Source organism: Bacillus sp. NPDC060175, from assembly GCF_042728695.1.
Classification (GTDB): domain Bacteria; phylum Bacillota; class Bacilli; order Bacillales; family Bacillaceae_G; genus Bacillus_A.
In genome coordinates this window covers 1-25,630 of sequence record NZ_JBHWYR010000046.1, presented here as the reverse complement: position 1 = coordinate 25,630, position 25,630 = coordinate 1, and the positions used below count along the sequence as shown (strand labels likewise).

The 25,630-nt window shown below is 37.2% G+C and carries 27 protein-coding genes; 14 read left to right on the top strand and 13 right to left on the bottom strand.

What is annotated here, in order from left to right; translation table 11 throughout:
- Window positions 1–131 precede the first annotated feature (131 nt).
- Window positions 132–1,616: a leucyl aminopeptidase gene (locus tag ACFWDE_RS20720; protein ID WP_377894384.1), complete on the top strand. Its 1,485-nt coding sequence runs from the start codon at window positions 132–134 to the stop codon at window positions 1,614–1,616.
- A gap of 79 nt (window positions 1,617–1,695) precedes the next feature.
- Here the strand turns inward: ACFWDE_RS20720 and cdaS are convergent, their stop codons facing one another.
- On the bottom strand, window positions 1,696–2,301 hold the full coding sequence (gene cdaS, locus ACFWDE_RS20715; RefSeq protein ID WP_377894382.1) for a sporulation-specific diadenylate cyclase CdaS: 606 nt from the start codon (window positions 2,299–2,301) through the stop codon (window positions 1,696–1,698).
- Window positions 2,302–2,444: 143 nt separating this feature from the next.
- On the opposite strand from cdaS, the gene ACFWDE_RS20710 reads away from it, so the two are divergent.
- Window positions 2,445–4,169 (top strand): phospho-sugar mutase, encoded by a 1,725-nt coding sequence (locus ACFWDE_RS20710; RefSeq protein ID WP_377894380.1) that lies wholly within the window; start codon window positions 2,445–2,447, stop codon window positions 4,167–4,169.
- A 152-nt stretch (window positions 4,170–4,321) separates the two neighbouring features.
- Complete coding sequence (galU, locus tag ACFWDE_RS20705) at window positions 4,322–5,209, top strand: UTP--glucose-1-phosphate uridylyltransferase GalU (protein ID WP_002067929.1); 888 nt, start codon at window positions 4,322–4,324, stop codon at window positions 5,207–5,209.
- 45 nt (window positions 5,210–5,254) lie between these two features.
- On the opposite strand, the gene ACFWDE_RS20700 is transcribed toward galU, so the two are convergent.
- Both ACFWDE_RS20700 and ACFWDE_RS20695 read right to left on the bottom strand, forming a co-directional pair.
- Window positions 5,255–5,848: a biotin transporter BioY gene (locus tag ACFWDE_RS20700; protein ID WP_377894379.1), complete on the bottom strand. Its 594-nt coding sequence runs from the start codon at window positions 5,846–5,848 to the stop codon at window positions 5,255–5,257.
- Window positions 5,849–5,898: 50 nt separating this feature from the next.
- Window positions 5,899–6,642: a DUF3298 and DUF4163 domain-containing protein gene (locus ACFWDE_RS20695; RefSeq protein ID WP_016096630.1), complete on the bottom strand. Its 744-nt coding sequence runs from the start codon at window positions 6,640–6,642 to the stop codon at window positions 5,899–5,901.
- Between the two features lie 97 nt (window positions 6,643–6,739).
- Between ACFWDE_RS20695 and ACFWDE_RS20690 the strand changes: the two genes are divergently transcribed.
- Entirely contained in the window at window positions 6,740–7,123 is a 384-nt protein-coding gene (locus tag ACFWDE_RS20690; protein WP_002145111.1) for a hotdog fold thioesterase, read from the top strand.
- A 38-nt stretch (window positions 7,124–7,161) separates the two neighbouring features.
- Here the strand turns inward: ACFWDE_RS20690 and ACFWDE_RS20685 are convergent, their stop codons facing one another.
- Both ACFWDE_RS20685 and ACFWDE_RS20680 read right to left on the bottom strand, forming a co-directional pair.
- A complete protein-coding gene (locus ACFWDE_RS20685; protein ID WP_002015863.1) occupies window positions 7,162–8,538 on the bottom strand; it encodes a glycine--tRNA ligase in 1,377 nt (458 codons plus the stop codon).
- A 581-nt stretch (window positions 8,539–9,119) separates the two neighbouring features.
- On the bottom strand, window positions 9,120–9,833 hold the full coding sequence (locus tag ACFWDE_RS20680; protein ID WP_377894377.1) for a DNA alkylation repair protein: 714 nt from the start codon (window positions 9,831–9,833) through the stop codon (window positions 9,120–9,122).
- Between the two features lie 118 nt (window positions 9,834–9,951).
- On the opposite strand from ACFWDE_RS20680, the gene ACFWDE_RS20675 reads away from it, so the two are divergent.
- Complete coding sequence (locus ACFWDE_RS20675; RefSeq protein WP_002015861.1) at window positions 9,952–10,419, top strand: hypothetical protein; 468 nt, start codon at window positions 9,952–9,954, stop codon at window positions 10,417–10,419.
- Window positions 10,420–10,522: 103 nt separating this feature from the next.
- Here ACFWDE_RS20675 and ACFWDE_RS20670 read toward each other — a convergent pair whose 3' ends face one another.
- Window positions 10,523–11,848, bottom strand: a complete 1,326-nt coding sequence (locus tag ACFWDE_RS20670) for an ArsB/NhaD family transporter (RefSeq protein ID WP_377894376.1) — start codon at window positions 11,846–11,848, stop codon at window positions 10,523–10,525.
- 290 nt (window positions 11,849–12,138) lie between these two features.
- Between ACFWDE_RS20670 and kapD the strand changes: the two genes are divergently transcribed.
- Window positions 12,139–12,762, top strand: coding sequence for a 3'-5' exonuclease KapD (kapD, locus tag ACFWDE_RS20665; RefSeq protein ID WP_219920706.1), 624 nt, complete (start codon window positions 12,139–12,141; stop codon window positions 12,760–12,762).
- Window positions 12,763–12,803: 41 nt separating this feature from the next.
- On the opposite strand, the gene kapB is transcribed toward kapD, so the two are convergent.
- Window positions 12,804–13,187, bottom strand: coding sequence for a kinase-associated lipoprotein KapB (gene kapB / locus ACFWDE_RS20660; protein WP_001209324.1), 384 nt, complete (start codon window positions 13,185–13,187; stop codon window positions 12,804–12,806).
- Window positions 13,188–13,361: 174 nt separating this feature from the next.
- On the opposite strand from kapB, the gene ACFWDE_RS20655 reads away from it, so the two are divergent.
- Both ACFWDE_RS20655 and sodC read left to right on the top strand, forming a co-directional pair.
- Window positions 13,362–13,538 carry a hypothetical protein gene (locus ACFWDE_RS20655; protein ID WP_000982763.1) on the top strand — a complete coding sequence of 59 codons (177 nt, stop codon included), beginning with the start codon at window positions 13,362–13,364 and terminating at the stop codon, window positions 13,536–13,538.
- A gap of 68 nt (window positions 13,539–13,606) precedes the next feature.
- On the top strand, window positions 13,607–14,146 hold the full coding sequence (gene sodC / locus ACFWDE_RS20650) for a superoxide dismutase [Cu-Zn] (RefSeq protein ID WP_016096632.1): 540 nt from the start codon (window positions 13,607–13,609) through the stop codon (window positions 14,144–14,146).
- Between the two features lie 117 nt (window positions 14,147–14,263).
- Here sodC and ACFWDE_RS20645 read toward each other — a convergent pair whose 3' ends face one another.
- Entirely contained in the window at window positions 14,264–15,415 is a 1,152-nt protein-coding gene (locus tag ACFWDE_RS20645) for a MalY/PatB family protein (protein ID WP_377894375.1), read from the bottom strand.
- A gap of 117 nt (window positions 15,416–15,532) precedes the next feature.
- On the opposite strand from ACFWDE_RS20645, the gene ACFWDE_RS20640 reads away from it, so the two are divergent.
- Window positions 15,533–15,784: a YugE family protein gene (locus tag ACFWDE_RS20640; RefSeq protein ID WP_002015854.1), complete on the top strand. Its 252-nt coding sequence runs from the start codon at window positions 15,533–15,535 to the stop codon at window positions 15,782–15,784.
- A 211-nt stretch (window positions 15,785–15,995) separates the two neighbouring features.
- Here the strand turns inward: ACFWDE_RS20640 and ACFWDE_RS20635 are convergent, their stop codons facing one another.
- Window positions 15,996–16,835 (bottom strand): alpha/beta fold hydrolase, encoded by an 840-nt coding sequence (locus ACFWDE_RS20635; RefSeq protein WP_377894372.1) that lies wholly within the window; start codon window positions 16,833–16,835, stop codon window positions 15,996–15,998.
- Between the two features lie 110 nt (window positions 16,836–16,945).
- Entirely contained in the window at window positions 16,946–17,938 is a 993-nt protein-coding gene (locus tag ACFWDE_RS20630) for a 2-hydroxyacid dehydrogenase (RefSeq protein ID WP_377894417.1), read from the bottom strand.
- A gap of 449 nt (window positions 17,939–18,387) precedes the next feature.
- Here ACFWDE_RS20630 and ACFWDE_RS20625 point away from each other — a divergent pair, with 449 nt between their 5' ends.
- The 3 genes from ACFWDE_RS20625 (at window position 18,388) to yugI (ending at window position 20,670) form a co-directional block, all read left to right on the top strand.
- The gene (locus tag ACFWDE_RS20625; RefSeq protein ID WP_002124435.1) at window positions 18,388–18,885 is read left to right on the top strand and encodes an Lrp/AsnC family transcriptional regulator; all 498 of its coding nucleotides are present in this window, start codon (window positions 18,388–18,390) and stop codon (window positions 18,883–18,885) included.
- Window positions 18,882–20,072, top strand: coding sequence for an aminotransferase (locus ACFWDE_RS20620; protein ID WP_377894369.1), 1,191 nt, complete (start codon window positions 18,882–18,884; stop codon window positions 20,070–20,072). The genes ACFWDE_RS20625 and ACFWDE_RS20620 overlap by 4 nt, the downstream gene beginning before the upstream one ends.
- A 253-nt stretch (window positions 20,073–20,325) precedes the next feature.
- Complete coding sequence (yugI, locus tag ACFWDE_RS20615) at window positions 20,326–20,670, top strand: S1 domain-containing post-transcriptional regulator GSP13 (RefSeq protein WP_002015848.1); 345 nt, start codon at window positions 20,326–20,328, stop codon at window positions 20,668–20,670.
- Window positions 20,671–20,782: 112 nt separating this feature from the next.
- Here yugI and ACFWDE_RS20610 read toward each other — a convergent pair whose 3' ends face one another.
- Window positions 20,783–21,016 (bottom strand): DUF378 domain-containing protein, encoded by a 234-nt coding sequence (locus ACFWDE_RS20610; protein ID WP_002034535.1) that lies wholly within the window; start codon window positions 21,014–21,016, stop codon window positions 20,783–20,785.
- A gap of 282 nt (window positions 21,017–21,298) precedes the next feature.
- On the opposite strand from ACFWDE_RS20610, the gene ACFWDE_RS20605 reads away from it, so the two are divergent.
- Together ACFWDE_RS20605 and ACFWDE_RS20600 are read left to right on the top strand one after the other, a co-directional pair.
- Complete coding sequence (locus ACFWDE_RS20605; protein ID WP_377894367.1) at window positions 21,299–22,651, top strand: glucose-6-phosphate isomerase; 1,353 nt, start codon at window positions 21,299–21,301, stop codon at window positions 22,649–22,651.
- A 108-nt stretch (window positions 22,652–22,759) separates the two neighbouring features.
- On the top strand, window positions 22,760–23,173 hold the full coding sequence (locus ACFWDE_RS20600; protein ID WP_377894366.1) for a YugN-like family protein: 414 nt from the start codon (window positions 22,760–22,762) through the stop codon (window positions 23,171–23,173).
- On the opposite strand, the gene ACFWDE_RS20595 is transcribed toward ACFWDE_RS20600, so the two are convergent.
- Complete coding sequence (locus ACFWDE_RS20595) at window positions 23,160–24,155, bottom strand: potassium channel family protein (RefSeq protein ID WP_377894364.1); 996 nt, start codon at window positions 24,153–24,155, stop codon at window positions 23,160–23,162. The two genes, ACFWDE_RS20600 and ACFWDE_RS20595, sit on opposite strands and share 14 nt — an antisense overlap.
- Window positions 24,156–24,525: 370 nt before the next feature.
- Entirely contained in the window at window positions 24,526–25,206 is a 681-nt protein-coding gene (locus ACFWDE_RS20590) for an MgtC/SapB family protein (protein WP_377894362.1), read from the bottom strand.
- Window positions 25,207–25,630: the final 424 nt, after the last annotated feature.

Sequence of the window (25,630 nt, the reverse complement as noted above, 5' to 3'; positions counted from 1 at the left end):
TTTTCTTGTCTTATTTCACCATAGAAGATATTGGAAATAGTATCTTCATATGAAACGATAGAATTTAGAATTGTCGCATTTTATCGAAAATAAAGTTATAATGGACGTAGAGAAATTTAGGGGGTCTGAACATGTTTCAAGTACAAAAAGAATTAGCAAGTCATGAAGCGGTAATTGTTGCCTTATTTGAAGAAGATAAAACGAGTAGCTTTGTACAAGAACTGGATAAAGCGTTTGAAGGACAATTACAAGTTTTATTAGAAGAAGAAGAACTTTCAACTAAGAAGAAAGCCATTTCAAAAGTACATAGCTTAGGAAAAACAAATGTTAAACGTTATTATTTTGTTGGTTTAGGTAAGAAAGAGTCATATACAACAGAAACGTTACGTGCGGCTCTTAGTAAAGCTTTTAAATCGTTACAATCAGCAAAAGTAAAAGACGCAGCAATCTTACTTGACTCTTTCGTAACAGATAAATTAGACGCGATTGATGTAGCTCATATTGCATCGGAAGTATATTGCCTTGGTACATACGGATTACAAACATATAAAACGGATGAAAAAGAAAGAGTAGAGTTAGAAAAACTGATTGCTATTACAGCAGAAGATGCACAAGAAATTGAAGCAGCATTAACGGTAGGATACGTACATGGACGTGCAACGAATTCAGCTCGTACGCTTGTAAATATGCCGCCAAACGTATTAACAGCGACAAAGCTTGCTGAGTATGCAGTTGAATTAGCGGAAAAATACGATATGGATTATAAGGTTCTTGAGAAAGAAGAGATGGAAGAGCTTGGTATGGGTGCATTACTTGCAGTAAACCAAGGATCTACTGAACCGCCAAAAATGATTGCTCTTATTTATAAAGGAAAAGAAGAGTGGAAAGATGTAATTGGATTTGTTGGAAAAGGGATTACATATGATACTGGCGGCTATTCTTTAAAACCACGTGAAGGCATGGTTGGTATGAAAGGTGATATGGGCGGCGCTGCAGCTGTTCTTGGCGCGATGGAGATCATCGGTGAACTTCGCCCTGAGCAAAATGTAATTGCTGTTATTCCATCAACTGACAACGTTGTAAGTGGTACAGCATTTAAGCCAGATGATGTTATTACATCTATGAGCGGAAAAACAATTGAAGTATTAAATACAGATGCAGAAGGTCGCTTAGCGTTAGCTGACGGTATTACGTATGCGAAGAAACTTGGTGCAAATTACTTAGTTGATGTTGCAACATTAACAGGCGGTATAATTGTTGCACTTGGAAATCATACAACAGGTGCAATGACAAATAATGAAGAATTGTTTGAACAAGTGTTAGAGGCTTCTATGGAAACGGATGAGCCAATTTGGCAATTGCCGATTTTTGAACGTGATAAAGAACGTGTCAAAAACAGTAAATTTGCTGATTTAAATAACTCACCAGGCCGTGAAGGACATGCGGTTATGGCTGGGACATTCCTTGGTGAATTTGCAGAAGAAACACCATGGGTACACTTAGACATCGCTGGAACATCTGAAACAACAGGAACACATGATTTAGGACCGGCCGGGGCAACAGGTGCAATGGTGCGTACACTTGCAACACTTGTTGAGCGTTTCGGAGAAGAATAAAGAATGCAAAAAAAACTGTCTGGAAAGGTCATTACATAATGAACCTTTCCGGAACAGCTTTTTTTATTTTATAGGTATTCTATAAAGAAATCGTATATAACGTTCCATTTAAAGCGAATGAAGTACGACCAGTTTCTTCAGAGACAACTAATATAAGTGAATCACTTTTCTCTGATAAGCCAATTGCAGCCCTGTGACGTGTTCCTAGCTCAGGATTGATTTCTGTGCTTTTTGTTAATGGAAGAATATTAGCTGCTGAGAGAATATGATTATTTTTAATGAGAACGGCTCCGTCATGAAGAGGGTTCCCTGGATAAAAGATCGATTCAAGTAGTGGCGCGGTTAAGTGTGCGTTTAATGTCGTTCCAGTTTGAATGAAAGAATCAAGAGCGTCACTTCGTTCCACGATAATAAGAGCACCGTGTTTTCGAGCGCTTAAATGTTGGACAGCTGTAGTGATGAAATGTGAACTTTCCGTATAAGGTGATAAATATGCTTGAATATAATATGTAGCTGCTAACGTCTGTACATTTGTTAACATATGATGAATATCTTCCATTTTACATAAAATACATTCATCTTCTTTATCGATTGCATGCTTCATGTTTGATAATTCTTTTTCAGCAATTTCAATCATCTGCTTTGTTTTTATTTTGAGCTCTTCTGACAAGCCCCATTCTTGCATAATCCTCATTCCCTTTGGTGGAGTATTTAACCATAGTGTATACAAATATTTATAGTAAAATCCTGTTAGATTTTAAAAAATATTGAGATGCAGGTTGTTTTTTTCATATAATGAAGGTACGACAGGCGAGAGGAGATGGAAGTATGAATTGGAAACAAGAATTTAGTCGCTGGCTTTCATATGCAGAATTAGACGCAGAATTAAAAGAACAGCTAGAAAACATGAAGCAAGATGAGAAGAAAATCGAGGATAGCTTTTATAAAAATCTAGAGTTCGGCACAGGTGGTATGCGTGGTGAACTTGGTGCTGGTACGAACCGTTTAAATGTATATACAGTTCGTAAAGCAACAAAAGGATTAGCTAGGTTTATTGAAAAATTAGGTGAAGACGCGAAAAAACGTGGTGTTGTTGTCGCGTATGATTCTCGTCATAAATCACCTGAATTCGCAATGGAAGTAGCTGCTACTCTTGGTGCACAGGGTATTACAACATACGTATTTGAAAGCTTACGTCCAACGCCAGTGCTTTCTTTCGCAGTTCGTCATTTACATACAGTAAGTGGAATCGTTCTTACGGCAAGCCATAATCCGCCCGAATATAACGGTTATAAAGTATATGGTGAAGATGGTGGGCAGTTGCCTCCAAAAGAAGCTGATGAGTTAATTAGCTACGTAAATGCAGTAGAAAATGAATTAACAGTTGAAGTTGCTGATGTTGAGCAATTAAAAGCTGACGGTTTATTACATATAATTGGACAAGAAGTAGATGATGCATATGCGGCAGAATTGAACAATGTCATTATTAATAAAGAGATGGTGAAAGAAGTAGGAAAAGATTTAAAAATCGTCTTTACACCATTACATGGAACATCAAATATTTCGGTACGCCGTGGTTTAGAAGAAGTTGGATTTGCAGATGTAACAGTTGTAAAAGAGCAAGAGTTACCAGATTCAAACTTCTCTACAGTAAAATCACCAAATCCAGAAGAGCATGCAGCGTTTGAGTATGCAATTCGCGACGGTGAAAAAGTAGGCGCTGATGTGTTAATCGCAACAGATCCTGATGCAGACCGTCTTGGTGTAGCAGTTCGTAATCATGATGGTGAGTTTCAAGTATTAACTGGTAACCAAACAGGTGCATTAATGCTTGATTATTTATTATCTCAAAAGAAAAAAAACGGAACGCTTCCAGAGAACGGTGTTGTTTTAAAAACAATCGTAACGTCTGAAATTGGCCGTACAATCGCAAAAGCATACGGTTTAGATACAGTTGATACGTTAACTGGATTTAAATTTATCGGTGAAAAAATTAAACAGTATGAAGAAAGCGGACAATATAAATTCCAATTCGGTTATGAGGAAAGCTATGGTTATTTAATCCGCCCATTCTGCCGTGATAAAGATGCAGTGCAATCCGTTCTATTTGCATGTGAAGTAGCTGCATACTACAAATCACAAGGTAAAACGTTATATGATGGCCTGTTAGAAGTATTTAAGAAGTATGGGTTCTTCCGCGAGGACCTTGTATCGTTAACGTTAAAAGGAAAAGACGGTGCCGAACAGATTCAAAAGATGATGGCAACATTCCGCGGGAATCCTCCGAAAGAAGTAGCTGGTTTAACAGTCGTTGCAGTTGAGGATTATAAGGAAAGCATCATTACAACGTTACAAGATGGAAATAAGGAAGAGATTCACTTACCGAAATCAAATGTGTTAAAATATCAATTAGAAGATGGTTCTTGGTTCTGCTTACGTCCATCTGGAACAGAGCCGAAAATTAAATTCTACTTTGGTGTACAAGATGATTCCTTACAAAATAGTGAACAAAAGTTACTTACTATTAAAGAAGATATTATGAATCGTTTATAATAGAATAGAGTGCTACTGATAGGAAAAGAGGAGAACGGAGAACGGCCTCCTCTTTTCTTATAGTTTTGTTTGATGTAGAGGATTATTACGAGCGAGTGTTATAAATTTGCACTTTACTAAGAGAATTAGAATGAAAAGCGAGGGTATTTGTCATGAAAAAAGTGAGAAAAGCAATTATCCCGGCAGCGGGATTAGGAACACGCTTTTTACCAGCAACGAAAGCAATGCCAAAAGAAATGCTTCCAATTGTAGATAAACCAACAATTCAATACATCGTAGAAGAAGCAGTAAAATCAGGCATCGAAGATATTATTATCGTTACTGGTAAAGGAAAGCGCTCTATCGAAGATCATTTTGATAACGCATTTGAATTAGAGCAAAACTTATTAGAGAAGAAAAAGTATGAGTTACTTGAAAAAGTACAAGCTTCTTCTAAAATGGTAGATATCCATTACATTCGTCAAAAAGAACCAAAAGGATTAGGACATGCTGTTTGGTGTGCGCGTAAATTCATTGGTGATGAGCCGTTTGCAGTATTATTAGGCGATGATATCGTTCAAGCTGAAAAACCATGTTTACGTCAATTAATGGACGAGTATGATAAAACACTTTCTTCTGTTATTGGTGTACAAACTGTTCCTGAAGCAGAAACACATCGCTACGGAATTATTGATCCGTTAGAGCAAGAGGGACGTCGTTATCAAGTTCGTAATTTCGTTGAAAAACCAACGCAAGGTACTGCACCTTCAAACTTAGCGATTATGGGACGTTACATTTTAACTCCTGAAATCTTTATGTTCTTGGAACAGCAACAAGTGGGAGCGGGCGGCGAAATTCAGTTAACGGATGCAATTCAAAGCTTAAATGAAATTCAACGTGTATTTGCATATGATTTCGAAGGAAAGCGTTATGACGTTGGTGAAAAATTAGGATTTGTTCAAACAACAATTGAAATGGCATTGCAACACCCAGAATTACGTGATGATATGCTAGTAATGATGAAGAAAATTTTAGAAGAGCAAATGAAGCAAGAGTCTTAATATAATAAACAAGGAGCTGTTCCTATAGGAACAGCTCCTTGTTTATTATGAAATCGTCGAATGAGAACGCTGATAAGCCGAACGACGTACAGCATAGTATATGCGAGGTGCGATAATAGCGCCGATAATTGTAAACGCAATATCCTTTACTGCAAACCACATCATAATCATCCAGGCAGCTTTATAACTCATATTACCACCCATGAAAATATTCACTGCCCCGTACATATAAGTAGTACCGATAATATACGTTAAAATGATTCCGACGAAAGAAGCAATTGCAAAGGTGCTGAATGTTGGTCGTTCTTTTTGTTCTACTATTTTTCCTGATACGTAAGCAACGATAATAAATGCGATAATAAAACCACCAGTAGGATCTAAAAGTGCTCCGAATCCAGCTTTGAAGTTAGCGAATATTGGTGCACCTGCTACTCCAACAAGCATGTAAACAGTCATTGATAATGCCCCGAGTCTACTTCCAAGAAGAAGACCTGCTAAAATTGCGAAAAATGGTTGCATAGATAATGGAACGCCCGCTACCTGTAAGAATGGCGCCCAAGATACAATATTTGCACCAATAGCCATAAGAGCGACGAACATGGCAGCTAATGCTAAATCTAAAACATGAAGCTTCCTCATAATGTTAACCTCCAGTTGTGTTTAGGTTAACATTATCGTAGCGAAAATATTTACTTGTTGTCAATCAAAATATTTTGATAAGAAGGCTTTAAATAGTCTCTAAGCAATGTGTATGGAATACGAAATTGCGGAATTCCGCTTGAATAAGGAGCAATTTCATATAAAGGGAAATAAATTACAAGATTATCCGGTTCTAAAAAGTAGTGAAACTTTTTAGTGCTCGTTACCTTTTCGGCTGCATCAGGAAAATAAATGCTTTCATTTTGTTTAATTTGTCTTACAATCTCTGTGCGAATTATTTCTTTATATTTATCCTCTTGCTGAAATAAATCGTCTAAGTGTAATAATTTTTTTTCGTTTAAATCAAATGTATTTGCCTTCCACGTATAAAGTCCGTGCGCTCCGCCTGTATATTGATAGTAATTCACATATAGACTTAGGAAAGGTGGTTTGTTTAAAGCTACTTTATAGTCAACATTTGCAACGTAGGGATGAAAAGGTGTGCTAGATCCTTCTGTTTCTTTATAATATTTCTTCGCTTCTTTTTCTAATTTACTTTTAAATTTAGTAGTAGAATTTTTGTAATAGGAATTCAGCTTATTTTGGAATTGTGAATCAGAAAAATTGTGAAAAGAAGGCCTATTAATTTGATATTCTATATAAGGTTTCTTACCTTTTTGCGTTACAGTCTTCACATCGATTGTCAGGTTGGATGCTTTGGCTGCATGCGTACAATTTGGTACAATAGTGAGTAAGGAGAACATAAGCAGTAGTATACAAAATTTCTGTTTCATTTAGGTGAAACCTCCTTATATAAGTGTTATAGGTAGTTTGAAAGTAAATAGGTAAAAATATACATTTAATTAAAAGTGAGGAAAAGGGGGAAACGATATGTCAAAAACTTTAATGGATTCGCTTGGAATTGAACTATTAGAAATGACAGAGGATAAAGTAGTTGCTACAATGCCCGTTGATGAACGTACGCATCAGCCGTTTGGATTTTTACATGGCGGTGCATCTGTTGCATTAGCAGAAACTGTGGCAAGTGTTGGTTCATACAATTTAATTGATCAAGAGAAATGTATTTGTTTCGGATTAGAAATTAATGCAAATCATATTCGCTCAAAGCAAGATGGAATTGTAACAGCAATCGGGACACCGATACATAGAGGACAATCGACAATGGTTTGGGATATTCGCATCATTGATGAAAATGATGATTTACTATGCATATCAAGATGTACAGTAGCAATTAAAGAAAAACGTGAAAAATAGAAAAGAGGCGGCTCTTATGAGCTGCCTCTTTTTTATAATTAGAACTGGATTTTTTTCTCTAAGAAACCTTTTAGTTCGCTAATTGGCATACGAACTTGTTCCATAGTGTCACGGTCACGTACTGTAACAGCTTTGTCTTCAACAGAGTCGAAGTCGTATGTGATACAGAATGGTGTACCGATTTCGTCTTGACGACGGTAACGTTTACCGATAGAACCAGTTTCATCAAAGTCTACCATGAAGTCTTTAGCTAGTTCTGCGAATACTTCAGTAGCACCTTCAGATAGCTTTTTAGATAATGGTAAGATAGCTGCTTTATATGGTGCTAAAGCAGGGTGGAAACGAAGAACTGTACGAGAATCGTTTTCTAATTGCTCTTCTTCATATGCATCACATAAGAATGCTAATGTTACACGGTCTGCACCTAGAGATGGCTCGATGCAGTATGGTACGTAACGCTCATTCGTTTGTGGATCGATATAGTTAAAGTCTTCGTTAGAGTGTTCCATGTGACGTTTTAAATCGAAGTCTGTACGAGATGCAACGCCCCATAGTTCGCCCCAACCGAATGGGAATCTGAATTCAATATCAGTTGTTGCGTTACTGTAGTGAGATAATTCGTCTTCACCGTGGTCACGAAGACGCATACTTTCTTCAGTCATACCAAGTGAAAGTAACCAGTTTTTACAAGTTTCACGCCAGAATGCGAACCACTCTAAATCTTCACCAGGTTTACAGAAGAATTCAAGTTCCATTTGTTCGAATTCACGTGTACGGAATGTGAAGTTACCAGGTGTGATTTCGTTACGGAAACTTTTACCGATTTGACCGATACCAAATGGAAGTTTCTTACGCATAGAGCGTTGTACGTTTTTAAAGTTTACGAAAATACCTTGTGCTGTTTCAGGACGAAGGAAGATTTCGTTTGTGCTAGACTCTGTAACACCTTGGAATGTTTTGAACATTAAGTTGAACTGACGGATTTCCGTGAATTCTTGGCTACCGCAATCAGGGCATTTTACTTCATGTTCTTTCATTAAGTCAGCCATTTGGTCGAAAGTAAGTCCGTCAACGACCATTTCGATGCCTTTTGCGTCTAATGCATCTTCAATTAATTTGTCAGCACGGTGACGAGCTTTACATTTTTTACAGTCGATCATTGGATCATTAAAGTTACCAACGTGACCAGAAGCGATCCAAGTTTTTGGGTTCATTAAAATAGCAGCATCTAAACCAACGTTGTGTGGAGATTCTTGAATGAATTTTTTCCACCAAGCTTTTTTAACGTTATTTTTTAATTCGATACCAAGTGGACCGTAATCCCATGTGTTTGCAAGACCACCGTAAATTTCAGAACCAGGGAAAACGAAACCGCGATGTTTTGCTAAGTTTACAACTTGTTCCATTGAATACATAATAAAATCCTCCTTTTGAAAGTTAACGTATTTGCGATGACGTGATGGGTACTTTGGAAACGGGGCATCTCCGCTAGCTCCAGCGGCTAAAATGTTCGGTGGCTTCGCTTCTTCCGCCGAGGCAAAAAGCGCCTCTATGTCAGAAGCTCCATCCTCCTCACATTTTGAGCGAGCCGCTTGCGCTTTTAAATTATCCAGCTCCGGTGACTAGAACAGTCGGTCATTTCGCGCCTTCCTGTGAGGCAAAAAGCGCCTCTTCGTCAGGAGCTCCAATGCCCTCCTGTTCTGAGCGAGTCACCTCCGCTTTTAAATTAAATACAAAAAAGCTCGTCTCTAGGCAATCATGCCTAGGGACGAGCTTGTATATACCCGCGGTTCCACCCTAGTTGATGCGCATTTGACGCATCCACTTTCATCACGTATTGCTCGAGACTGCCGTTTCCTTGCGGCTTCAGGCTTTCACTATCCCTGAATCGCTTTTTGTGCAAGTACTTATAAGTCCGTCATCGCTACTTATATTAATAATAATGAACATATTCTAACACGTTCTTTTTTAAATCACAATAGAGGGACGTGCCTATCTATGATAGAGTCTCGCCTATTTTGACGTTATTTATTCCGTAATTTTCTTTAATGTGCTTAATTGCTTCGCGTTTACTTAATGGAGCGAGCTCGTTAGTTTGAACGTATTCCCAAACGACATCTGGCTTTGTTTTTGCGTATTCACGAAGGACCCAGCCGATTGCTTTTTGAATGAAAAATTCTTTTGAGGAATGTAGTTGTCTGATAATCCAGAAAAGGAGTTCTTTATCCATTTTTTGTTTATATTTTAGCTGGAATAAAATAGCGGCACGTTGTAACCATATGTTTTCTGATGCAATCCACTTTGGAATATATGCAGAAATTAATTCTGGATGTTTTAAAAAGATATCACCTAAAAATGTAGGGACGATGCTATCAACAGAATCCCACCAAGACTTTGTTACAATCAGTTCTTCTAAGAAGGGGATATGAGTTTCGTTAATATGCTTTTTATATTTTTGCATAATATCAAGTGCAGCTGCCTGAAATTCACGTTCTGGTAAATCCCAAAGCTCACGTACGATAATTTGGAAGTCTTTTTGATCTGGGAGAGTATGTATTTGAATGACGTCTTTCAATAATTGTCGTCTTTCAGGTGTTTGAATACCGAGAAATGGGAAGTGATTTTTCATATAACGTGCCATTGGTTCTGCTTTTGCTGGGTTTTGATGAGCTGTAAAATGCTCTTGTAATGCTTTTACAAATGGATGCATAGGTATGGGCTCCTCTCTTATTATCATTCTCCTCTTATTATACAGAGAGTTTGGTTGAATTTTAAAACATAACTTGCACTGTAATGAAATATGTTGAGAAGAGAGAGGAGAGGATAAGATGGAAGATCAAGGCGTACTAGCAGGTTTCTTTGCTCTTAGTTTTGCGTTTATTCTTGTTATAATAATTTGGGCAATTATTTCGTATTTGTTAACGGCTTTTGCACTTTATACGATGGCGAAAAATGATGGTGCAACTGATGGTGTTCTTGCTTTTATTCCGTTTATCAATAGTAAGATATGGGGTGATTTAGCGAAAGATAAATTACCAGATTTCTTGAAAGAAGAAGCAGGGTGGAAAGTATTTGGCATATATGTCGGATGCTTCATCTTTAATTTCGTACCAATTCTATATATATTAGCAACAGCTGTATCACTTGTACTGTCTATTTATCTTATCTACGCTATTTTGGATAGATACGGAACGAATTCCATACTATTTACGATCATTCATACAATCACATTTTCGGTTTTCTTGCCGATTCATTTGTTCATTATTCGGAATGAGCCGGTGAGGTATAACGAGTAGGCGTATCAAAGTTGTCGAGCGGTCGATATATTTGGTTTCATAATAATTCGGATATGCTGAAAAAAGAACGAAAGCGCCCTGCTGAGCAGGGCGCTTTTTTCTACTACATAAGATAGCGTAAGTAAATGTAAATGTGAGAAATGATTAATGAAACGATCATAATTGGGAAGCCGACTTTAAGGAATTCCATGTAGCTGAATTTATGTCCTTCACGACTTGCGATTCCGGCTACGATTACGTTAGCAGAAGCCCCGATTAATGTTCCGTTTCCACCTAAGCAAGCACCTAATGCTAATGCCCACCATAGTACGTCGATTTGTGCGTCGGAAGGTGATAAACCTAGCCCAACTGCCATATCGTTAATAAGTGGAATCATTGTTGCAACGAATGGAATGTTATCAATTGTTGCAGAGGCGATACCAGATACCCATAGAACAAGGATAGATGCCTGAGAAATATCTCCGCCTGTTATTCCAATTACTTTTTGAGCTAACATTTTGATAAGCCCGATATCAATAAGTCCTCCAACGAGTACGAATAGTCCCGCGAAGAAGAAGATTGTTACCCACTCTACACTTGCGAATACCTCTTCAATTTCATGCTCTTTCACACCGATTAGCATAAGTACAGTAGCGCCAGTTAAGGCGATGATAGCTGCATCAATATGGAAAATGGAATGAGTCATGAAACCTAAAATAGTAAGGCCAAGTACTGTTAAAGATTTCTTCATTAATACTGGGTCTTTAATGTATTGTTTTTCATCTAAGCTCATTAATTTTTTAATTTGTACAGGATCAGCAATTAATTGCTTACGGTACATGAAGTAAAGAATTGTTGCTGTAACAGCAATAATGATGATTACGATAGGTGCTAAGTTGAATAAGAAAGCATTGAAATCTAAATGTTTATTAGCAGAACCAATCATAATATTTGGCGGATCACCAATTAATGTTGCTGTTCCTCCGATGTTTGAAAAAATAATTTCAGAAAGTAAATATGGAACAGGATTTACTTGCAAGATGCGCGTAATAGATAAAGTAACTGGAACAACAAGAAGTACGGTTGTAACGTTATCTAAAAATGCGGAGCCAAGCGCGGTAAGTAAGGAAAGTGAAATTAAAATTTTAATTGGATTTCCTTGTGCTCCTTTTGCGGCTTTAATGGCAACGTATTGGAAGACACCTGACTTACTTGTAATGTTTACCAGTATCATCATACCGATGAGTAATGTAATTGTTCCCCATTCAATATGTTTCGTAAAGGCATTGTGTAAGTCAACGACCCCGGCAATTACCATGAATGTTGCACCAAGAAGTGCGATGACAGCGCGGTTAATTTTTTCAGAAATAATAATGGCATATGTAATTAAAAAGACTGCGATAGCGAAATAATACTGCCAGTTTGCGAGTTCTTGCGTTGTTTCGTGCAAAACTCTCATCTCCTTTCATTCACTTTTCTTAGTGTGTCAAAAAATTAACTAGATGAAACACACATAACGTCATTATAAAGTAGAAAAATGGCGGATGTAAATGAAAGGGTTTATTTTGTCATATTTTCTGCATAGGTCATTTTTTCTTATTTTTAAAAATATTTGTGGGCATCTGACATATATATAAGATACATCCAATCTGAATATTTAAAATCGAATCAGCATTCGAGCTTGTTCGTGTAGGAGTGTCAAATAGAAAGGAATGACAAAGATGATAAGGAAGGGATCGTATGGATGAACAACGATTTTTGTTTTTAGACTTTGAGTTTACGATGCCCCAGCATAGAAAAAAGCCAAAAGGTTTTTTCCCAGAAATTATTGAGGTCGGACTCGTTTCAGTTGTTGGTTGTAAGGTGGAAGATACGTATTCATCGCATGTTAGACCGAAAACATTTCCGTCTTTAACGGATCGATGTAAAAAATTTTTAGGAATTAAACAGGAAGTAGTGGACAAAGGAATTTCTTTTCATGAACTTGTTGAGAAACTTGCAGAATATGAAAAGAGGTGTAAACCGACAATTGTAACGTGGGGAAATATGGATATGAAAGTCTTAAAGCAAAATTGCGAAATGGCGGGAGTAGAATTTCCATTCTTTGGACAGTGTCGTGATTTATCGCTTGAGTATAAGAAGTTTTTTGGAGAAAGAAATCAAACAGGGCTGTGGAAAGCAATTGAGGCTTATGGAAAAGCAGGAACAGGAAAGCATCATTGTGCGCTTGATGATGCGATGACGACATATAATATTTTTAAGTTAGTAGAAAAAGATAAAGAGTATTTAGTCAAACCAGCACCTCCGACATTAGGAGAACTTGTTGATTTTTCGAAAGTGTTAAAGAATGTGAGTACACAGTAACGACCAAATTGCAAAACATGTAATTTGGTCGTTTTGTTTTTTTAAAGTTTGTAATCTTGCTTCAATTGTTGAAGTGTTTCTAGACTACGCCCCGCAAAAGGTGAATCATCTTCAGAAAATGAATTCATTTGAGTTTCTAATGCTAGTTTTAGTGACTCTGTATAATCCGGAATTTCTCCTTCATATTTCTTCACCATTTGCTCTGGAATGTTCGTCTGTTCACGAAAAGCTAAAGCGCGTCTTTCGTGGAAGAATGGTACGTCAGCTTGTTTTACATTATGTAAATCACCTTGCACCGGATGTTTTAAAACAGCTAATACTTTTACGACGTAACTGCCAGGACGGCTATTTGTAATTTCGCCAATGTATTTTCCAGTTTTATAAATACCAGTAACGATTTCACCAATTTCAAATGTTTCTCTCATATTTTTCACCTCAAGTTTATAGTAAGGAAAGTGCGCGAAGGAGTCAAAGAAATCATTCGCTTTCGGAACGCCCCCCTTGAGAATATGACAGGCTTCAATTATAATTTAAGGTGATAAAACAGAAAATTCTGATGTTTATTTTTGCCATAAATTCCTCGATAAGGAGTGTTCTGTATGATGCCTTTATATTTTCCTGAAGATAAAACGGAGTATATTATTCCAGGTATTGTTTGCGTTCTATTTATCATCGGTGCGGTTGCTACGTGGCGTATGTTTATTCGTGTATCAAAACGAGAAGCAGAGCGATTACAGAAAGTAGAAGAAAAGCTTTTAGCTGAAAAGAAACAGTAATTCATTTTTGCATGTTTCCCTCTATGCTCGGACAATCTAAGGGCAGAAAGTATTTTGGAGGGAATTGAATGAAAAGACGGCTTTTTTTCAGTTGTTGTTTGTTATTTCTGATGGCGGGTTGTGACCAAGGAAAGCCGAAAGAAATTGACGTGAAATTACATAATGCTTCAGGTGATGAAGTTGGGACTGCAAAAGTAGTTCAGCAAACAAGTGGAGTGAAGATTAAGATTAAAGCGGAAGGTTTTACACCAGGCCCGCATGGAATACATGTACACGAAATTGGAGAGTGTAAAGCACCTCGTTTTGAATCATCTGGGAATCATTTTAATCCAGACAATAAAAAGCACGGACGCCTCAATCCGAAGGGTGCAGAAAATGGTGATTTACCGAACGTAATTGCAGACGGTTCTGGAAAGATTAAAGCGGAAATCGATGCGCCGCATATAACGCTTGAAGAAGGAAAAACGACGATTCATAGAAAAGATGGAGCGTCTATTATAATTACAGAAAACCCTGATGATGGTATGACACAACCAACAGGAAAATCTGGTGATCGAATTGCTTGCGGTGTTATCGTAAAAAAAGCGTCGGACATGAAGAAAAAATAGAATGTACCGTGAATGGTAGATTTTGTTGAGAAACCACATGATAGTAAGTGGAATTATATCGATTTACCGAAAAAAGGAGGCTGTCCCAAAATGATTTTGGAACAGCCTCTTTTTTTGTTAGGAGAATGTATGACGCAGTCTGTTTAAAATTTCTTCTAAAACAGATCTAGGACAGCCAATGTTAATTCTTATATGGGCTTCTCCACCTGTTCCGTATTTCTCACCAGGATCAACGATGATTTTACCTTTCTCTTCAAGCAAGGCTGTTCGTTTATTTTGAGAAAGGTCCAAGTGGGAACAATCAATCCACAGTAAAAAACTGCCTTCTGGTTTAATTATAGAAAGAGCTGGTATGTGATTTTGAATATACTCACAAGCAAATTGAGCGTTATCTTCAACGTACAATCGAATTTCATTTAGCCAATCATTACATTCTGTATAGGCACTTTGCATTGCTGTATAAGCAAATGTATTTAATCCGTGGAATCCTTGTCTATATTGGATAGACATAAAGGTAGTACGGAGATTTTCATTCGGAATAATGATGGTCGATGCTTGCAATCCAGCGATATTAAATGTTTTGCTCGGAGCCATACAAGTAATAGTGCGTGCTGCTAATTCTTCAGATAAAGAAGCAAACGGTGTATGAGTATGGCCTCTATAAATAATATCGGCGTGAATTTCATCCGCGACAACGGTTACATTATATTGCGTACATAACGTACCGAGTTTTATTAGCTCCTCTTTCGTCCAAACGCGCCCGATAGGATTGTGCGGGCTGCAAAGAAGCATTAGTTTTACACCTTGTTTAAACTGAGTTTCTAGATGCTCGAAGTCTATCTTATATATGCCATTCTGTTTAAACAAGGGACTCTCACATAATTGTCTATTATTTGTTTTGACCATTTCAAAAAATGGTGGATAAATAGGAGGTTGTACGAGTACGGCATCTTCTTCTTTCGTTATAGCTTGTATGCTCGTACTAAGAGCTGGAACGATACCTGCGCTAAATACAATCCATTCTTTTTGTATTTCCCAATTGTATTGGCTTTTCGTCCAATTACAAATGATATCCCCAATATTTTCAGGAGGAAGTGTATAGCCGAAAATAGGATGTTCTATGCGTTTTTGTAATGCAGTTTGAATTGGTTTTGGTACTTCAAAATCCATATCGGCAATCCAAGCGTGGATGAGCTCTTCATTTTTATATGTATCCCATTTTGTACTATGTGTTCCGCGACGATTTACCGTTTTATGAAATAGTTGCATATGTTTGCTCCTTTCTTCTGTCAAACTGTTAAGTTATGAAAATTCTCACTCTTCTTATAGAATAGCTGATATGATACGATAAAGAAAAGCATTAAAAAGTGAAAAGGCGGGAATCAGATGGGTGCATATGACAAAATGATTGAGGTTGTGAAAAATTGGGATCCGTTTCAAATGGGACCGGAGTTTTATGAAACAGAAGCGAGCGATGTCGTAAACGTCGTAAGTGTGTTTGATGATCCGAAATACATCGCAAAGAAGATTCAACATATATACTTTATGTCTTTTGAAGAAGTACCTGCACTTGAAAAATGCGAAAAATTAGCAGTAGAGTTACTCGTACTAAAAGAAGGCGGAAGTTGTTCATTATAGGCTGTCGGAATTTACGACAGCCTTTTTGTTTGTTTTCGTTCGGATTGATTAAAGCTTCCCTTTATCCCGTTTTAACGGGCAGTAAAACTCCCGCCTCAAAATTCGGTTGAAGCAAAGAGGTTAGGCGAGAAATCAAACTGCCCGTAAAAACCCGATTGGTGAAGGCTAATAATCCGTGGGGATAGAGCCTCCCACGGATTAAAGCTTCACTTTATTGCGCCGCAAACGCAATAATTTCTTCATAAACATGATCGGGCTTTTCTTCAGGTAGTAAGTGTCCTGTATTTTCGTAAGAAATGAAAGTTGAATTAGGTAGGTCTTTATGGAGACGGTGTCCTACATGTACAGGGACGACGCGATCTTTTTCACCCCAAATGAGTAATACTGGGGTTTCGATTTTTTGCAATTCAGTTGAAGATAAGTCACCTTCACGGTCTCTTATCATTCGAGTTAAAGCAGGGAATATACGATCATCATAAAAAGGAGCAGCATAGCCTTCCATCATTTCATTGTCAATTAATGAATGGTCATGAACGACATTCATTAAGTTATGAACGATGCCCCTTCGAATAATCAAGTTCTTCACGTATAAGTGGAAGAACGGTAAATAAGAGGAGTACAGTAAAGGGAAGTTTGCACGTGCTAAATAACTAGAGCTACATAGTAAAATCGTCTTTGAAATTAATTCAGGGCGCAGGCGGTTTACAAAGAGTGAAATTTGTCCGCCCATAGAATGACCAACTAATACAATATTCGAAAGAGATAAATGTTCGATTAAATCGATAATAATAGCTGCTAAATTGTGATAAGAATATTTAAAGAGATGAGATTTATCACTTTTTCCGAATGGTGGTAAATCAAGGGCAATTACTGTACCTTCCTTTGTTAGTAAAGGAATGAGTCGTCGATAGCTAAATGAGGAAGAGAGGAAGCCGTGAACGAGTACGAAAGTAGGTCGTTCTTTTTTAGTATTATGTTCATACAATTCGTAATGAATAGTAGTCCCGCGAGTGGAAAAAGTGAAGTAAGGGCATTTGCATTCATGGTTCATTTTTTTTCACTCCATTGATTTTTGTTCATATCATCTCCAGACAAGAAACAAAATATGTTAACAAAAAAAGGCAAGATGACATCGTCATCTTGCCTTTTGCGTATTTATAATTACCCACGCACAATATTAGGTGGTGTTTTTCCTTGTAATCCTGCCACTAAATTTTCAGCAGCGGTCATCGCCATTTGCTGCCGAGTTTTTAATGTTGCAGATCCGATGTGCGGTAAAGTTACAACATTTTGTAATGATAAGAGCGGATTCTCTTTTTGAATCGGCTCTTGTGTAAATGTGTCGATGCCGGCTGCAAATATTTTCTTTTCTGTTAACGCATGAATTAATGCAGTTTCATCTACTGTTTTCCCGCGAGAAGCATTAATGAAAATTGCTGTTTCTTTCATTAGTGAAAATTCCTTTTCACCGATAAGATGATACGTTTCATCTGTTAATGGAGTAAGAAGAATAATAAAATCAGATTGTTCGATTAGAGTTTGTAAATCACAATATGTAGCATCAAATTTTTGCTCAGCTTCTTCTTTACGGCGACGGTTATAGTAAAGGACATTCATATCAAAGCCGAATTTCGCTCGTTTTGCGACAGCTTCTCCAATTCGTCCCATTCCGATAATACCAATCGTACTATGATGTACATCTAGTCCGAAGTGTTCTTTTCCGATTTCAGCGTTCCATTCACCATTTTTTACATAAGAATTGAGTTCGCAAACACGGCGACCAGCAGATAACATAAGAGCGAAAACGAGATCGGCGACTGTATCATCTAACACATATGGAGTATTCGTTCCGATAACATTTTGTTTTTCCATCGCTTTTAAATCAAAGTTATCATGGCCAACAGAAATGTTACTTACTACTTTTAAATTAGGAGCAGCCTGCAATAACTCTTCATTTATAGTAGATCCGAAATTTAATAATCCATCTTTATCTTTTATTTTTTCTAATAGAACATCACGAGGTACTTTCTGATTTTGATCCCATTTATCAAAATCACAGTGTTCTGATAAATAGTTTTCTACAAATGTTGGAACTGGTTCGGCAATATATACTTTTGGTTTCACGGTTCCATCCCCTTTCCTCTTTACCCGGATTGGTGTGTACTAATAATCAGTGGGTATGAACCCTCTCGCTGGTTAAAGTTTCGCTTTATCCCGCTATTAACGGGCAGTAAGACTCCGACCTCAAAAAATGGCTGAAACAAAGAGGTTAGGTGGGAGTCCGGGCTGCCCGTAAAGGCCCGATTGGTGAAGGTTAATAATCAGCGGGTATGAACCCTCCCACTGATTAAAGTTTCACTTTACCCCGCTATTTGCGGGCAGTAAGCTTTCCGCCTTGAAGAACAGCTAAGGCAAAGAATATAAGTTAGAAAGCAACTGTCCGTAAAGGCCCGATTGGTGTGGGCTAATAATCAGCGGGATAAAGCATTCCGCTGATTAAAGTTTCACTTTATTTTGACATAATTCTCAAAAAAAATCTTCTTTTCAAACTGGAAAGAGTATTTGTATAATTTAGACACAAACTAAAAGGAAGGATGATTTATATGGTGACAGAGAAAGAATTGGAATTATTAGCTTGTCTTGAAAAGAATAGCCGTTTATCTGTAGATACATTAGCGAAGTTGTTAAATATAGAAGTAGAAGAAGCGAAAAAAATGGTTGCGAAATTAGAAAGTGAAAAGATTATCGTGGACTATGTAACACATATCGATTGGACAAAAGTGAAAGAACATACTGGTTTAACGGCGATGATTGATGTGAAAGTTACACCGAAGCGTGGTGTGGGTTTTGATGCGGTAGCCGAACAAATTTATCGCTATTCAGAAGTGAAATCCGTTTATTTAATGTCTGGGACATATGACCTTTCTATTACATTAGAAGGGAAAACGATGGGAGAAGTAGCAATGTTTGTTTCTGAGAAATTAGCAACAATTGAATCTGTCGTTTCAACGACAACTCATTTTATTTTGAAGAAGTATAAACATGAGGGGATTATTTATGAAAAGACAGATGATGATAAGAGAATTGTGGTGACACCGTGAAGCAATTCGACCTATCTAGAGTAGCAGAATCTTTACAACCGTCCGGTATACGAAAGTTTTTTGATTTAGCGGCAAGTATGAAAGGTGTTATTTCACTTGGAGTGGGGGAGCCGGACTTTGTTACACCTTGGAATGTAAGGCAAGCATGTATTCGTTCTTTAGAACAAGGATATACGTCATATACAGCAAATGCAGGATTATTGGAGCTCCGTCAAGAAATAGCAAAGTATCTAAAAAAACAATTTGGAGTATCTTATGATCCGAATGATGAAATCATTGTTACAGTTGGGGCGAGTCAAGCGCTAGATGTAGCGATGCGCGCTATTGTAAACCCTGATGATGAAATACTTATTATTGAACCAAGTTTCGTTTCGTATGCACCACTTGTTACGTTAGCGGGCGGGGTCCCAGTTCCAGTAGCGACTTCATTAGAAGATGAATTTAAAGTACAGCCAGATCGAATTGAAGCAGCTATTACAACGAAAACAAAGGCAATATTACTTTGTTCTCCCAATAACCCAACAGGCGCAATGTTAAATAAATCCGAATTAAAAAAGCTAGCAGTTATTGTTGAGAAGTATAATTTAATCGTGTTATCTGATGAAATTTATGCAGAGCTCGTATACGACGAAGCATATGCGAGTTTCGCGAGTATTAAAAATATGCGTGACCATACAATTTTAATTTCAGGGTTTTCAAAAGGATTTGCGATGACAGGATGGCGTCTTGGGATGATTGCAGCCCCTGTGCAATTTTCAGAATTAATGCTCAAAATCCACCAGTATTCAATGATGTGTGCACCGACGATGTCTCAATTTGCAGCACTTGAAGCATTACGCGGGGGAAATGATGAAGTAATTCGAATGAGAGATAGCTATAAACAACGTCGTAACTTTATGACGACATCTTTCAATGAAATGGGCTTAACATGTCATGTACCAGGCGGGGCATTTTATGTCTTCCCTTCTATAGCTTCAACCGGATTATCTTCAGCAGAATTTGCAGAACAATTATTATTAGAAGAAAAAGTGGCTGTTGTTCCTGGAAATGTGTTTGGCGGGAGTGGTGAAGGATTTATTCGTTGTTCATATGCAACATCGCTTGAGCAACTTATGGAAGCAATGAAGAGAATGGAACGGTTCATAGAGAATAAAAAAAGGACAAAACACAATACGTTTTGTCCATAAAAGGGGGGGAATACTAGAAAGCCATGTGTTAGTATTCTATCCTAATATTGGAGAATTATACGTATTACAGGAAATTTTTTCGTGAATTTTGAATGAGCTCTATCAAAGTGGTATAATTTACTAATATAAGGTGGGAGTATCCCCGGTGTTTTACTTAGGATACTTACTCACTAATCGGATATTTAACAATAAATACATCTGCTTTGCTATTTACAATTGTAGAGAAAATGGTAAACGTATGGGAGTGTTTCACATGTCAGAACAATATACAACGGGAGTGGTTGTAACAGGGAAAGTAACTGGAATTCAAGATTACGGTGCATTTGTAGCTTTGGATGCAGAAACACAAGGACTTGTGCATATATCTGAAATCACAAATGGGTATGTAAAAGACATTCATGACTTTTTAAAGGTCGGGGATACAGTAGAAGTAAAAGTACTTTCAATTGATGAAGAACACAGAAAAATGAGTTTATCGTTAAAAGCGGCGAAAAGAAAGCAAGGACGAATTCTTATACCGAATCCATCTGAGAATGGATTTAATACGCTGCGTGAAAAGCTAGCAGAATGGATTGAAGAATCGGAGGTAATAAAGTAAAAGAGGAACGCATATGAGCGTTCCTCTTTTACTGTGACTTATGATATATATATTTGCAAATATGATTGCATGCAATCATATTCGTATGTCGGAGGCGAAAAAGACATACTGACTATTGAATTTCATGTGTTTCTGGGTGAGTACCAAGATTCTCGGATGGTTTAAATAGTAAGCCGAGATTGATAAGCCCAGAAATACCAACGATGCCGTAAATAATACGTGCAAGAGCGGAGTTTTGCCCACCGAAAATAGCTGCTACTAAGTCAAACTGGAAGAACCCGATCAGTCCCCAGTTAACAGCGCCGATTACAGTGAAGACTAATGCGATACGTTGCAATGTACTCATGAAAAAGCCCCCCTTAATGTGAAGCATGAGCAAGTGAAGAGTTAATAAGAAAATTTAACTCCTTTATATAATGGGGTAGTTTTGGTGTTTTTATACATAAAAAATGTACGAAAAACGATGTATATACATCTATACCGAAAAATGCGAATTTTTATGCAAAAAATGAACTTTTTCTAAAAAATAAATAATGGTTACGTTTACAATTATTGAATCGCTTGATTTACAACTTTAGTTTCGCTAAAGTGAATACAGAAATACATATACATAATTGGAGGGAAAAAGATGAGTACACATGTAACGTTCGACTATTCTAAAGCGTTATCCTTCATCGGTGAAAATGAACTAACTTATTTACGTGATGCAGTAAAAGTAACACATCATGCAATCCACGAAAAAACTGGAGCTGGGAACGATTTCCTTGGATGGGTAGAGCTTCCGCTTCAATATGATAAAGAAGAATTTGCTCGCATTCAAAAATGCGCAGAAAAAATTAAAAATGACTCTGACATTTTACTTGTTGTAGGTATTGGTGGTTCTTACCTAGGAGCACGCGCAGCAATCGAAATGTTAAACCATTCTTTCTATAACACGCTTTCTAAAGAACAACGTAAAACTCCACAAGTGCTATTTGTTGGACAAAACATTAGCTCCACTTACATGAAAGATTTAATGGACGTACTAGAAGGGAAAGACTTTTCTATTAACGTTATTTCCAAATCAGGTACAACAACAGAGCCTGCAATCGCATTCCGTATTTTCCGTAAATTATTAGAAGAAAAGTATGGAAAAGAAGAAGCACGCAAACGTATTTATGCGACTACAGATAAAGCGCGCGGTGCTTTAAAAACATTATCTGATAATGAAGGCTACGAAACGTTCGTTATTCCAGATGATGTTGGCGGTCGTTTCTCTGTATTAACACCAGTAGGTTTATTGCCAATCGCAGTAAGTGGCCTAAACATTGAAGAGATGATGAACGGTGCAGCTGCGGGTCATAATGATTTCGCGAAATCAGAACTTGAAGAAAACCCAGCTTACCAATACGCAGTAGTTCGTAATGCCCTATACAATAAAGGGAAAACAATTGAAATGCTTGTTAACTATGAGCCAGCACTTCACTACTTCTCTGAGTGGTGGAAACAGTTATTTGGTGAAAGTGAAGGAAAAGATCAAAAAGGTATTTTCCCATCTTCAGCAAACTTCTCAACTGACTTACACTCATTAGGTCAATATATTCAAGAAGGTCGTCGTGACCTATTCGAAACAGTTCTTAAAGTAGGTAAATCTACACACGAACTAAAAATCGAATTAGACGACAACGATTTAGATGGATTAAACTACCTTGCTGGTGAAACGATAGACTTCGTAAACACAAAAGCATACGAAGGTACATTACTTGCACATAGCGATGGCGGAGTACCGAACTTAATTGTAAACATTCCAGAACTAAACGAGTACACATTCGGTTACCTTGTATACTTCTTCGAAAAAGCATGTGCGATGAGCGGCTACCTATTAGGCGTAAATCCATTTGACCAACCAGGAGTAGAAGCGTACAAGAAAAATATGTTTGCTCTACTTGGAAAACCAGGATTTGAAGAGTTAAAAGCAGAATTAGAAGAGCGTTTAAAATAATAAAAAGCGATCGGGTCTCCGGTCGCTTTTTGTTGTTTTACGAAAAAGTACATCGGTATATTCAAACTAAAATGGGTATGCTAAAGGAAAAGTCTAGGAGGGATGGGCTTGATTCCGATTCAATCAAATTTAGAAGGACGTACATATGCGTTATATAAGTTAGAAGAGATTATGAAACCACTCGGATATAGTATTGGTGGTAATTGGGATTATGATAAAGGATGTTTTGATTATAAAATCGACGAAGAAGATGGCTATCAATTTTTACGAGTACCATTTACAGCGGTGGATGGAGAACTAGATGTGCCCGAGGTAATAGTCCGTCTTGAAACGCCGTATATTCTTTCGCACGTATATCAAGACGAACTAGATGATAATGTTAATTCTTTAACAGCTGGAACGAGTGGAGTTGATCAATTTGCTGAGCCGAAAGATCCCGATGGAGACGTGAAAAGAAAATATATCAGTATTGGTAAAGTACTGGTACAAGAACTAGAAAATCATTTTTTTAATGGTGAATAACGATGAGTATGTCGCTTTCGATGAGAATGAAAGAATGAACTGGATTGATCATATATTGTTCGTCGCGCTTTACACCTAGTAAGAGAATGTTTTGCTTTAAAAGAGTATAGCTACAATTTGCAAAGGATTGTCCGGTGCAGGACGGGGAAATCTCCATCAGTTGTAATTTGTTATCGGAGATTTCATCGTAAAGTGAGAATAGTACACCTGAAATGGAAGGGAATAAAAGAGAAGCGGTAAATACATAGCTCGTTAATTTATTTCCTTCTATAATTTCTGATACGCCAGCTCTCGTTGCATTTTGGATTTGTTCAGAAGTAAGAAGTTCAGCGATGCAGTGAATGTTTGGATTAAGTCCTTTTGCAGTTAAAATATTTAAAATGGACTGTGTATCTGCTAAGCTTTCGTTCTTCTCTTTATCTGATGTTATTAATATAGTGTGAGCTGTTGCGATGTTAGCTTTTAATAAAGTTTGATCGTGATGCGGACAACCTTTTATAAATTCTAAATGATGAAATGGCTTTGGAAGTAAAGAAAGTGTTTCATCAATTAAAACGATATCAAGGTTCGGTTGTAATATGTGCATTTGTTTTACAACATGTTTTGCACGCTCATTCCAGCCAACGATAATCATATGACCATTAGAGGTAGCAGCTTCTTCTCCTTTAATTCTCATATATTGTTTACTAATCATGTCGGTAGCGAATAGAACCATATAATAAGAACAAAATCCAGTTCCTAATAAAATAATACAGATACCAATAAGTTTTCCTATCGTTGTATGGGGGGCGAAATCGCCGTATCCAACGGTGAAAATGGTAACGATTGACCACCAAACCCCGTCGAACCATGTGGTGAAGTGATCTGGCTCGAGTGTATGTATAAGAAAGCCAGAAAAAGCAGTAAGTACAATAATAAAACAAATTAAACGAAAAATAATGGAATCACGAAATGTATCTACTAAATTCGAGCGGGATTTCAAGTTCCTTATTCCTCCTTACGTTTCAGGACTACATTCATTGTTACCATTATAGAAAAAAGAAAAACTCTCTAATTAAAAAGAGAGTTTTTCTTTAACTACTCAGTCACTCTATGAAAAAATGCCAGAAAAGCATTTTTTTAAATGGTCGAGAGGGACTGGCTATGTATAGGAGCGGTCAGTGCCTTTTCCTGCCACGTGCAAAGTTTTAAAACAAAGAAAGGTAGCAAGATGTAGGTCCATTCTTATCTCAATGGCAGCAATCCATATGCTGAAAAATATAGGCGATAAGGTACGTATTTTCGCTGGACTAACACTCCTTATCAAAATTCTGAATGAAATGTATGGCTGAGTAGTTACGTTTTTCTTTATGTTACATACTCTCCACTTCAGTTTGTTGAACACTTTCAAGATGCTGAAGAGCATAGTAAACATCGGCAGTATGTCTTTTTTGATCGATAGACAATTTCAAATGTAAATAGTGCGAACCATTTTCCAATGTTTTGAGCTTCATGTTTTTAACTTTTATATCCATTTCTTTTATTTCTTCAATTACAATGGGGATATTGTCCATATTTCGTACAACGAGTTTAACTGCGATATCACGTTGACGAAATGATCTAGGACCGACGAATTTCATCGTTAAGGGTATAAGTTCTACACTAATCATAAGGAAACACATTCCGAAAGTAGCCTCGATATAGAAACCAGCTCCAACGGCAATGCCAATGCCAGAAGCACCCCAAATCATAGCGGCGGTCGTTAATCCCGCAATACTATCGTTTCCTCTTCGTAAAATTACACCGGCACCTAAAAAACCGATTCCTGATACAATTTGAGCGGCAAGTCGAAGTGGATCCATATTCATATGATCGGTATGTGGTAAGTTGTAAGCTGCTTTAATAGAAACAATCGTCAGGAGGCAACTAATTATAGAAATAACTAAACACGTTTTTAAACCGAGTGGTTTACGTTTTAATTCGCGCTCTAAACCGATGGCGAATCCTAAAATGGCCGAGAGACCTAGTTTTATTAATAAGTCGGTGTAGTCCATGTATATTCCTCCTTGTATGATATGGTATATGAATAAAACGTTTCTATAGAAAGAAACACTTTTTGGCAGAGTGACTTTCTATAGAATATATGTAGGAATTACTTAGAAATGAAAGAGATGTTTCGTTTAAGTATATGATATTAAAAAAGAAATGTAGTTGGTTTCAAAAAAGTTTTCAAAAGGTGTTGCATTTCATTTTTTCACATGATATATTAATAAACGTCGCTGATGCAGAAACGCAGAAAACGACAAAAAAGAAATTGAAAAACATAGTTGACATCGAAAAATGAAGATGTTAATATGATGAAGTCGCTTCTGAAGCGGCAGATAAGTTCTTTGAAAACTGAACGAAACAAACAACGTGAACGTCAATTTTTATTTTTAGATGCTAGACAAACTAACTTTATTGGAGAGTTTGATCCTG